Here is a 10,163-nt window from a genome sequence, read left to right as displayed (position 1 = left end):
GAGCGCAAGCGCTACGAAAAGCGCATCGCCCATCTTGCGCACCACGATCCCCTGACTGACCTCGCAAATCGCGCGGCGCTGAACATGAAGCTCGCCGATACCGTCGAGCGTGCCGCAGCCGCGAACGGACAATTCGCGCTGCTGTGCCTCGATCTCGACCGCTTCAAGGAGGTCAACGACCTCTATGGCCACGCGGCCGGTGACAAGGTGCTGCTGGAAATCGCTTCAAGGATGAAGGCGATTGCCGGCGATACGTTCATGGCGCGTCTCGGCGGCGATGAATTCATGGCAATCTGCACGGACATCCCGACCCAAGCGGCCGCGACAGCCCTCGCGCAACGGTTTGTCGATGCGGTCAGCGGCGACATCGATTGCGATGGGCGGAAAGTCCAGATCGGCATGAGCGTCGGCGTCGCGATCTATCCGGATGACGGTGCCGACATGGTGGCGCTGCTGCGCAACGCGGACGCCGCGCTCTATCGCGCCAAGGCGGAAGGACGGAGCGAAATCCGCTTCTTCGAGGCGGACATGGATCGCGTGCTGCACGACCGCCGCGCGCTGCAGGCAGATCTCGCCCTCGCGGTCACGCGCAATGAATTGCAGCTCTATTATCAGCCCCAAGCGCGCGTCACCGGGCAGATCATCGGTTTCGAGGCGCTTCTGCGCTGGGATCATCTGCGCCGCGGTTTCGTCCCGCCGGGCACTTTCGTTCCACTCGCGGAAGAAAGCGGCCTTATCGACCAGATCGGCGAATGGGTGCTGCGCGAGGCCTGCCGCGAGGCGGCATCCTGGCGCAAGCCGCTGCAAATCGCAATCAATCTGTCCCCGATCCAGTTGCGACAGGCGGACATCGTCCCGATGGTGCATTCGATACTGCTGGAAACCGGACTCACACCGGAACGGCTTGTGCTCGAGATCACCGAAGGCGCGCTGATGGATGACTATTCGCGCGCGGTGTCGATCCTGCGCAGGCTCAAGACGCTCGGCGTACGCATCGCGATGGACGATTTCGGGACCGGCTATTCGTCGCTGTCCTATCTGCAGTCTTTCCCGTTCGACAAGATCAAGATCGACCAGACCTTCATCAGCAATCTCGAGCGCAATACCCAGTCCGGTGCGATCGTGCGCGCGGTGCTCGGACTTGGCCGCAGTCTCAATCTCACTACCGTAGCCGAAGGCGTTGAAACACAGACGCAGCTTGCGGTGCTGCGCGGCGAAGGTTGCGACGAAATGCAGGGCTATCTGATCGGACGTCCGCAGCCGATCACCGAATATGCCGATGTGGCGGGGCGCCCTGCACGGGAACCGATGGCAGCAGTCGGCTAACTTCAGGTCCCGCTGAAGACGCCGAAAATGCGGCAAAAACGTTGGCGCCGGTTGGTTCCGCGTCCGCGATAAGACCTTTTCGAAGCCCCAGCATTTTCACAAAACTGTCCGCTTTGGACAGCATCACGAAAACTTCAACGGGGGACACCCAAGGGGGAACCTCAGACGACAATCTGAATCGGCTGACCGCCGCGCATTTGGCGTGCCAGCAGGGGGAGATTCTGCGCGCATGAAGCTTGCGCTCACTATCATTGGCGCGGCACTCGTCGCCACGACGTCGAACATGGGGACAGGGGTGATTCCGGCCGCGAATTCGCGGAGCAGCGTGGAACCGGTCGTCACCAGATATAACGTTTTCGATGAGACCTTCGCCGACTTTGTCGTGATCAAGGTCGCGCTGAACCCGGTTCCGGACGACGTCATTGAGGCCAACCTGGCGGAATTGCGTGAGCCCGAAGGCCCGCCGCCGCCGCCGCCCGACGTATCGACCGAAGAGCTCTGTCAGACGATCGCTTCGGCTGCCCAGGCACACGGCATCCCGACCGGCTTTTTTGCGCGGCTGATCTGGCAGGAAAGCAAGTTCAAACAGCGCATCATCAGTCATGCCGGCGCGCAGGGTGTCGCGCAGTTCATGCCTTCGGTCGCAATCGAGCGCGGCCTGCGCAATCCGTTCGACCCGCTCGAGTCGCTGCCGCATTCTGCAGCGTTCCTCCGGGAGCATCTCAACAATTTCGGCAATCTCGGCTTGGCTGCCGCCGCCTATAACGGCGGCGCGCGCCGGGTCATGGATTGGCTGGCACGGCGCGGCAAGCTTCCGCAGGAGACCCGCGACTACGTCAAGACCATCACGGGTCACGCGCCGGAGCGCTGGATCGAGGAAAATCAGATCGAACTCGCGGTGAACCTGCCGTCTCGCGCACCGTGCGAGGGCGTGGCCGACCTGTCCCGCGACGCCGAAGCCGCCAGGATCGACGTCCAGCTCGAGCCGCCGGTGGCCAGGGTGATTGCCGCAGCCCGCGCCGCCGCCGCCAAGGCTGCAGCCGCGGCCAAGACACGGCTGGCTGCGGCGAAATCGAAGCGCGGCAAGCTGCTGGCCAAGGGGCTCGGCGGCAAGGAGAAGGTGGCAAGCGCCAAGGTTTCCGAGAAGCCGAGGCTGGCCGCCAAGATCGCCGACCGTGCGCCGACCGATCGCGGCGCCAGAGGTGGCAGGACAAGGGTCGCCGAGAGCTCCTCCGCCAGACGCTAGTCCCTCAGATCCAGTCGCATAGCCCGGCCCGGCTCTCGCGCGGGAGCATGATGTCGTCCGAAAAGCGCTTCGCACTTTTCGGCGTCATGCTCTAGAACGGGGCGAATTGGGATCTTGCGATGACCTTCGACACCATCATCCGCGGCGGGACGGTCGCGACCGCCTCCGATACATTCTCCTGCGACATCGGCATCACCGGCGGCCGGATCGCGGCGCTGGGCAACAATCTCGGCACAGCGAAAGAAATCGTCGATGCGTCCGGCAAGCTGGTCCTGCCAGGCGGCATCGACAGCCACGTCCACATCTCGCAGCCGTCCGGCCCCGACATCGTGATGGCGGACGACTTCGCTTCGGCGACGCGCTCGGCGGCGTTCGGCGGCAACACCATGGTGCTGCCCTTCGCCATGCAGCAGAAGGGCCAGTCGCTGCGCGAGGTCGTGACCGATTATCACAAGAAGGCGGACGGCCAGTGCTACATCGACGTCTCGTTCCATCTCATCATCGCGGATGCGACCGACGCCGTGCTCGGCCAGGAGCTGCCGGCGCTGGTGCATGACGGCTACACCTCGTTCAAGGTGTTCATGACTTACGAGGGCCTCGCCCTCTCCGACATCGAGATGCTGAACGTGATGAGTGTCGCGCGCGACACCGGCGCGCTCGTCATGATCCATGCCGAGAATTACGACGCCATCCGCTTCCTGACCGATCGCCTCGAACGCGCGGGAAAGACCGAGCCGCATCACCACGCCACGTCGCGGCCGATCCCGGTCGAGCGCGAAGCGACGTACCGCGCGATCTCGCTTGCCGAATTGGTCGATGTGCCGATCATGATTGTCCACGTCTCGAACGGCGAGGCGATGGAGGAAATTCGCCGGGCGCAGCAACGCGGTCTGAAAGTCTATGGCGAGACCTGTCCGCAATATCTCGTGCTGACGGCCAAGGACATGGAAGGCCTGAACATGGAGGGGACCAAGTATGTCTGTTCGCCTCCGCCGCGCGACGAGGCGAGCCAGAAGGCGTGCTGGCAGGGCTTGCAGCAGGGCGTCTTCTCGCTGTTCTCATCGGACCATTGCCCCTTCCGCTATGACGATCCGAAAGGCAAGCTGACGCCGAAAGGGCGCACCTCCTTCCGGTGGGTGCCGAATGGCATTCCCGGCGTGGAGACGCGGCTGCCGATCCTGTTCTCCGAAGGCGTCGGCAAGGGCCGCATCTCGCTGAACGAATTCGTGGCTTTGACCGCAACCAATCACGCCAAGACTTACGGTCTCTATCCGAAGAAGGGCACGATCGCGGTCGGCGCCGATGCCGACATCGCGATCTGGGACCCGAACCGTGAAGAGACGATCACCCAGTCGCTGATGCATGGCGGCTCGGATTATACGCCCTACGAAGGCATCAAGGTGAAGGGCTGGCCGGTCTCGACCATGGTGCGCGGCAAGTTCGTGGTCCGGGACGGAGAGCTTGTGGGCACGCTCGGTGCAGGGGATTACGTGACCCGCGCGAAGTCGGAGCTGGCCAGGCCGCGTGGCGCGGCAGCGTAACATTTTCCACTGTCATGCCCGGCCTGGTGCCGGGCATCCACGGTTTTCAAAAGAAGTGGATGGCGAGCCAAGCGCGGCCATGACGAAATGAGAGACATTGCATGACCACCCTCTTCTCCGATCTCAATCCTCCGCCGCGTCTGCTCATGGGTCCCGGCCCTGTCGGTGTCGACCCGCGTGTATTGCGCGCCATGTCGATGCCGATGCTTGGACAATTCGATCCCGCCTTCACCGCCTACATGAACGAGATGATGGAGCTTCTGCGTCAGCTCTATCGCACCAGGAACAAATGGTCCCTTCTGATCGACGGCACCGCGCGCGCAGGCGTGGAAGCGATCCTCGTGTCGATCATCTCGCCGGGCGACAAGGTGCTGGTGCCTTCCTTCGGCCGGTTCGGCTTTCTGCTTGCGGAAATCTCCAAACGCTGCGGCGGCGAAGTTGTCACCATCGAGCGTGACTGGGGCACGGTCTTCACGCCCGACGAGATCGAGAAGGCCATCGTTCAGCACAAGCCGCGCGTGCTCGCGGTGGTGCATGGCGACACCTCGACCACCATGGCGCAGCCGCTGGACGCGCTCGGCGACATCTGCCGCAAGCACGACGTATTGCTCTACACCGACGCGACCGCGTCGCTCGGCGGCATGAATGTCGCGATCGACGACTGGAAGATCGATGCGGCCTCGTCCGGTCTGCAGAAATGCCTGTCCGGCCCTCCCGGCTCCTCGCCGATCACCATCAACGAACGCATCGTCGAGGTGGTGAAGCGCCGCCGCCATGTCGAGGGCGGCATCCGCCCGGCGGATTTCGTCGACGGCGATGGCCCCGCGATCCAGTCGAACTATTTCGATCTCGGCATGCTGATGGATTACTGGAGCGAGATGCGCCTCAACCATCACACCGAGGCGACATCGATGCTCTATGCCGCACGCGAGGCCGTACGCATCGTTCTGGCGGAAGGGCTCGACGCCTGCTTCGAGCGGCACCTGCTTGCGAGCAACGCGCTCACCGCCGGCCTGATCGAGATGGGACTGAAGCTGTTCGGCGATCAGCGCCACAAAATGCCGAACGTGACCGGCGTCTATATTCCCGAGGGTGTGAACGGCGACGCCGTCCGCGCGATGATGCTGAACGATTTCGGCATCGAGATCGGCACGTCGTTCGGGCCGCTGCACGGCAGGATCTGGCGCATCGGCACGATGGGTTACGTGTGCCGCAAGGAAAGCGTGTTGACCTGTCTTGCCGCTCTTGAAGTTTGCCTGCGCCAGGCGGGTTTCCGCGCCGGCTCCGGCACCAGCGCCGCGCTCTCGGTCTATCGCGCAGCCGAACAGCCCGCAAAAACAGCGAAAGCGTCCTAGCAGCCCCTCAAAAAGCGGCCCGGCCCCACGTGGTGGACAGGGCCGTTGAGGGGCTTTGACAAGCGGGCCGAGCCATGTCGGACCGGCGCATGGCTGTCTAAAGGTGGCCTGTTACAGCTCCATGACTACGATACCGTGTGCTTGCGGATAAGCCGCCCGCTTACCGCCCGGCATGGGGCAACAATTCCACGAAATGGCCCCGCTATGGACAATCCGCGCATGTGAAAACGTCTCAGCCTATCGATTGGGGGAGGGACGTCCATGCAGGGGCATCGACGTGCAGTTTCGCGACGTATCTCGGGGTTACTGACCTGCACGGCTCTTTTGGCCATCGCGCTCACGGTGCTGTTCGCGGCGCCTGATGCAAGAGCTCAGGGCGTTCAGCAGAACGCAGCGCCCGTCAGCGACAACCCGTTCAGCCGCTGGTTCGGCTCGCTGACGACCACGACACCAGCAGCAGCTCCAGCACCGGTTGTCACGGCGCCAGCGCCGCAACGGGTTCGCAAGCGCATTGCGAAACCCAGGAAGTACACACGTCCTGCCGTCGCACAGACAGCACCTGCGCGCGCGGCACATGCACAAGTCACGTCTGCGGAGCCGATGCAGGAAACACCTGCTCAGGAGCAGGCTGCGGCCGTGCAGCCGCAATCCGCCGAACAGGAATGGCCAAGCGCTGCGGACAATCTCGGCGCCCCCATGATCGTGCCGCTCACCATCAAAACCGTGCGCGAGATGCTGGAGCCTGAACCTCAACTCGTTTCCGGCAACGAGATCAGCGACATCGATCGCGCGGCGGAGCCGGCTCGCGCGTCCCCTTCGTCCCGGGTTCACCTCGCTTCGGCGGTGACCGATGGCAGCGGCATGATCGATAGCGACGCGACCGAGCACTCACGCGTCTTCGCCATGGGCGAGACGATGAAAGCCGTCCTGCAATCGGGGTGGGTCGAGCCGCTGTTGCTGATGTTCGCCGGAGCGTTCGCTGGCTTTACGGCAATCCGGGTCTTCGCCTGAGCCGCGCTCTTACCGTTTTAGCTTCTCAAGCTCGGGAAACGGCTGCCAGTTCGCCTGATCGCATTGCTCCTTGCGCGCGGGCATGATCGTATCGAGACGCCCCGAGAGGAACGCGACCATACGGTCGCGGCTGCCCTCGTATTTGCCGGTGGAATCCTTCGCATTGAAGCGCAGGCAGGCCATGTAGCGCTGCGCCGACGAGCCCGGCACGTTGCGCAATTCCGGTTCTGCGATATAGGCGCCGCGCACCCCGCTCGGATCGTTCAGATAGGTCCGCAGATAAGCGAGGATATCGGCCTTGTAATTCGCCGGCGGCGTGTTCGGATCGGTCGTGATGACGGGTTTCGGCTCCTGCGCGCAGGCGCAGAGGCTTGCGCCGAGGCCCAGCGCGATCAGCGATGACCTCAGCGTGCGGCCGTGGCGTCCTGGATCGTGCGCCATATCCGCTCCGGCGTTGCGGGCATGTCGATATGCTCGATGCCATAGGGCGAAAGCGCATCGACGATCGCGTTGATCACGGCGGCCAGCGCGCCGACGGTCCCCGCCTCCCCCGCGCCCTTGACCCCGAGCGGGTTCATCGGCGTGAGCACCTCGTTCGCCTTGCAGACGAAGGACGGGAAATGCGCCGCGCGCGGCATCGCATAATCCATGAACGAACCCGTCAGAAGCTGCCCGTCCTCGTCGTAACGGATATCCTCGAACAGGATCTGGCCGACGCCCTGCACGACGCCGCCATGAACCTGCCCCTTCACCAGCAGCGGGTTCACCACGCGGCCGACATCGTCGACCACGACATAGTTGAGCAACGTACAGACACCGGTATCGGGATCGATCTCGACCTCGTAGACATGGCAGCCGTTCGGGAAGGTAGCGGCCTTCGGCGCGGCAATCGTCTTTTCGGAAAAGCCGAACGTGCCGCCGAGGCTCGGATCGCGCATCGTGTAGGACAGCCTGGCGACATCCTTGATGCCGATGCGTCGGTCCGTTCCCGCAATCGCGAATTGCCCCGCCTCGAAAACGATATCGCCCGAATCCGCCTCGAAATGAACGGCGGCGATCTTCTTGCCGCGCTCGATCAGGCGATCGGCGGAGATCCGCAGCGAGTTCGATCCGGTGATGACCGAGCGGCTGCCGAACGTGCCGGTGCCGAATTCGACCACATCGGTATCGCCGTAGCGCACGCGCACGTCATCGATTTCGAGGCCAAGGAAGTCGGCCACGATCTGCGCGAAGGTGATCTCGTGCCCCTGCCCGTGCGAATGCGTGCCCATCGATACAGTCACGCCGCCGGTCTGATCGAACTTGATCTCCGCGCTCTCGGGGTTCGGTGCCGGCGCGGGCCCGGCCGAAATCTCGATCGCATTCGCAACGCCGATGCCGCGCAGCTTGCCGCGTTTCTTCGCATCCTTCCTGCGTTCGGCGAAGCCCTTCCAGTCCGCCAGTTCGAGCGCGTCATCCATATTGCGTTCGAATTCGCCGGAATCGTAGGTGAAGACGAACTTCGTGTTGTATGGCATCTGATCCGGCGCGATCAGATTGCGACGGCGCAGTTCCACCGGATCGAAGCCGCATTGCTTGGCGGCGAGATCGATCACGCGCTCGATCGCATAGGTCGCCTCGGGCCGCCCTGCCCCGCGATACGGCGCGGTCGGCGGCGTGTTGGAGAACACACCGGTCACGCGCGAATGGATATGCGGTGTGCGATAGACGCCGGCCAGCCCGCCAAGATTGTTGGTCGGGACATGCAGCCCCATCGGCGAGATATAGGCGCCGATATTGGCGGTAGTCTCGACCTTCAGTGCGAGAAAATTGCCCTTCTCGTCGAGGCCCAGCGTCGTGGTCGAATAATTGTCGCGCGCGTGGAAGTCGGACAGGAAGCTTTCGCCACGTTCTCCGACCCAGAGCACCGGGCGGCCGGTCAGCTTCGCGCCGACCAGCGTCAGTACGTATTCCGGAAACGCCGCTTCCTTCAGACCAAATCCGCCGCCGACATCGGGCGCCACCACGCGCACGCGATTGCCGGAAATGCGAAAGATATCGTTGGCGAGGCTTTCACGAACCGCATGCGGATTCTGCAGCCCGCAATAAAGCGTATAGGCTTCCGCGACCGGATCGTAGCTGCCGAGTGCCGTGCGCGGCTCCATGGTCACGGCGGTGATGCGATTGATCGGATAGCTGACGCTGATCCTGTGCTTGGCGCCCGCCAGCGCCTGCTCGACAGCCTCGCGGTTGCCCGCATCGAATACGAAGCAGACGTTGCGCGGCGATTGCGGCCACAGTTGCGCTGCATCGGCGTCCGCCGCGCGCCGGGTATCGGTGACGGCCGCCAGCGGCTCCCACTCGATGGCGATCGCTTCCGCCGCGTCCTTGGCCTGATCCAGCGTATCGGCAAAGACGGCGGCGACCGGATCGCCGACATAAAGCGCGCGCTCGCGCGACAGGACGCGGTAAGGCGGCTCGAAATTCGGGCTCCCATCCGGCGCCTGGCGCTTCACCTTGGACTGGATGGTCCCGAGCGCCGTCATCTCGGGGTGCTCGCCGGTCAGGACGAGACGCACGCCCGGCATCGCCTCGGCCTCGGTGGTGTCGATGCTCACGATGCGGGCGGCGCCATGCGGCGAGCGCAGCACGAACACGCGCAGCGCGCCCTGCGGGACGAGATCGGCGGTATAGCGGCCAAGGCCGCGCACCAGGCGAAGGTCTTCGGTGCGGGGGAGCGATTTACCAATGAAGCGGTAGGTCATGCGATCTCAGACGGCGGGAGAATTCAGCCCTCTATTACCCGCTTCGTACGCTCAAGTCATCGCTCGGCCTTGCATTGCGGCATGTCTGGCATTCATGCCGCCGCCGGTCATGCCCGCGCCTGTCGCGGGCATCCACGCCTTTCTTGACGCTGCAAAAACGTGGATGGCCGGGTCAAGCCCGGCCATGACGGGGTGCTATCGCTTACGATCGAGAATGATCTCCTGCAGCACGTCCCGCAAATCCTCCGGGCATGTGATGTGCGGATTGTGGCTCGCGTCCATCTCCGCATAGCCCCAGCCCTCGGTCTTTGCGCGAGCGGCGAACTGGCCGAAGATGTCGTGCGGCGGAATGCGCTTGCAGTAGATGTAGCTCCGCCGCGGCAGCGGCCGGCCGGACAGCGTGAGGGTCTGTTCGAAGCACTTGATAGGCTGCTGCAATCGTCGCGGCGCCGCCCAGGCGGCATAGTCCGGTGGTGTGTCCGGCGGCATCGGCATGGACGGCACTTTCCATCCGTCTCCGCTTTCGGCTGCGCCCTGGCGCATCTTCGCTTCAGTCTCCACGCCGACGAGCTGAAACAGGCTCTGTCCGTCCTTGGGGGCAAAGGCGTCGAGATAGATCAGTCTCGCGACGCGACCGTCGGCGCGATCTGCGACGCCGGTCGCAACCATGCCGCCATAGCTGTGCCCGATCAGCACGACGTCTCGCAGGTCCTCGAATTGCAGCACGCCGAGAATGTCGGCGATATGCGTCTCGAGATCGATGTCGGGCGTTGCAAGGTGAGCGCGCTCGCCCAGCCCCGTATAGCTCGGCGTGAAGATGTCGTGCCCCGCGGCGCGCAGCAGCGGACGCATCTTCTGCCACGCCCATGCCGACGACCACGCACCATGTGAAACAACAATCGTAGCCACGCGTCCTCCTGAATTACCCGCTTGCCGCTCA

The 10,163-nt window shown here is 63.8% G+C and carries 8 protein-coding genes; 5 read left to right on the top strand and 3 right to left on the bottom strand.

The window, feature by feature from the left end; translation table 11 throughout:
* The 5 genes from VNZ93_RS13220 to VNZ93_RS13200 form a co-directional block, all read left to right on the top strand.
* The coding region (locus tag VNZ93_RS13220) for a putative bifunctional diguanylate cyclase/phosphodiesterase (protein ID WP_325705553.1) at positions 1-1,326 on the top strand (1,326 nt) is incomplete at its 5' end.
* Positions 1,327-1,555: 229 nt separating this feature from the next.
* Positions 1,556-2,572: a lytic transglycosylase domain-containing protein gene (locus VNZ93_RS13215; protein ID WP_325705551.1), complete on the top strand. Its 1,017-nt coding sequence runs from the start codon at positions 1,556-1,558 to the stop codon at positions 2,570-2,572.
* Positions 2,573-2,691: 119 nt separating this feature from the next.
* Positions 2,692-4,113 (top strand): dihydropyrimidinase, encoded by a 1,422-nt coding sequence (hydA, locus tag VNZ93_RS13210; protein WP_325705549.1) that lies wholly within the window; start codon positions 2,692-2,694, stop codon positions 4,111-4,113.
* A 101-nt stretch (positions 4,114-4,214) separates the two neighbouring features.
* Positions 4,215-5,468 (top strand): alanine--glyoxylate aminotransferase family protein, encoded by a 1,254-nt coding sequence (locus tag VNZ93_RS13205; RefSeq protein ID WP_325705547.1) that lies wholly within the window; start codon positions 4,215-4,217, stop codon positions 5,466-5,468.
* Between the two features lie 261 nt (positions 5,469-5,729).
* Positions 5,730-6,479 (top strand): hypothetical protein, encoded by a 750-nt coding sequence (locus tag VNZ93_RS13200; RefSeq protein ID WP_325705545.1) that lies wholly within the window; start codon positions 5,730-5,732, stop codon positions 6,477-6,479.
* Between the two features lie 9 nt (positions 6,480-6,488).
* On the opposite strand, the gene VNZ93_RS13195 is transcribed toward VNZ93_RS13200, so the two are convergent.
* From VNZ93_RS13195 to VNZ93_RS13185, 3 genes are all read right to left on the bottom strand, one after another.
* Complete coding sequence (locus VNZ93_RS13195; protein ID WP_325705542.1) at positions 6,489-6,920, bottom strand: hypothetical protein; 432 nt, start codon at positions 6,918-6,920, stop codon at positions 6,489-6,491.
* Positions 6,884-9,223, bottom strand: a complete 2,340-nt coding sequence (locus tag VNZ93_RS13190) for a xanthine dehydrogenase family protein molybdopterin-binding subunit (protein WP_325705539.1) — start codon at positions 9,221-9,223, stop codon at positions 6,884-6,886. The genes VNZ93_RS13195 and VNZ93_RS13190 overlap by 37 nt, the downstream gene beginning before the upstream one ends.
* 195 nt (positions 9,224-9,418) lie before the next feature.
* The gene (locus tag VNZ93_RS13185; RefSeq protein WP_325705536.1) at positions 9,419-10,132 is read right to left on the bottom strand and encodes an alpha/beta hydrolase; all 714 of its coding nucleotides are present in this window, start codon (positions 10,130-10,132) and stop codon (positions 9,419-9,421) included.
* Between the last annotated feature and the right edge of the window lie 31 nt (positions 10,133-10,163).

Origin of the sequence: Pseudorhodoplanes sp. (genome assembly GCF_035565795.1) — a bacterium.
Taxonomy (GTDB): domain Bacteria; phylum Pseudomonadota; class Alphaproteobacteria; order Rhizobiales; family Xanthobacteraceae; genus Pseudorhodoplanes.
Note: the sequence above shows the minus strand (reverse complement) of the source record. Positions and strands in the feature narration are given on the sequence as shown.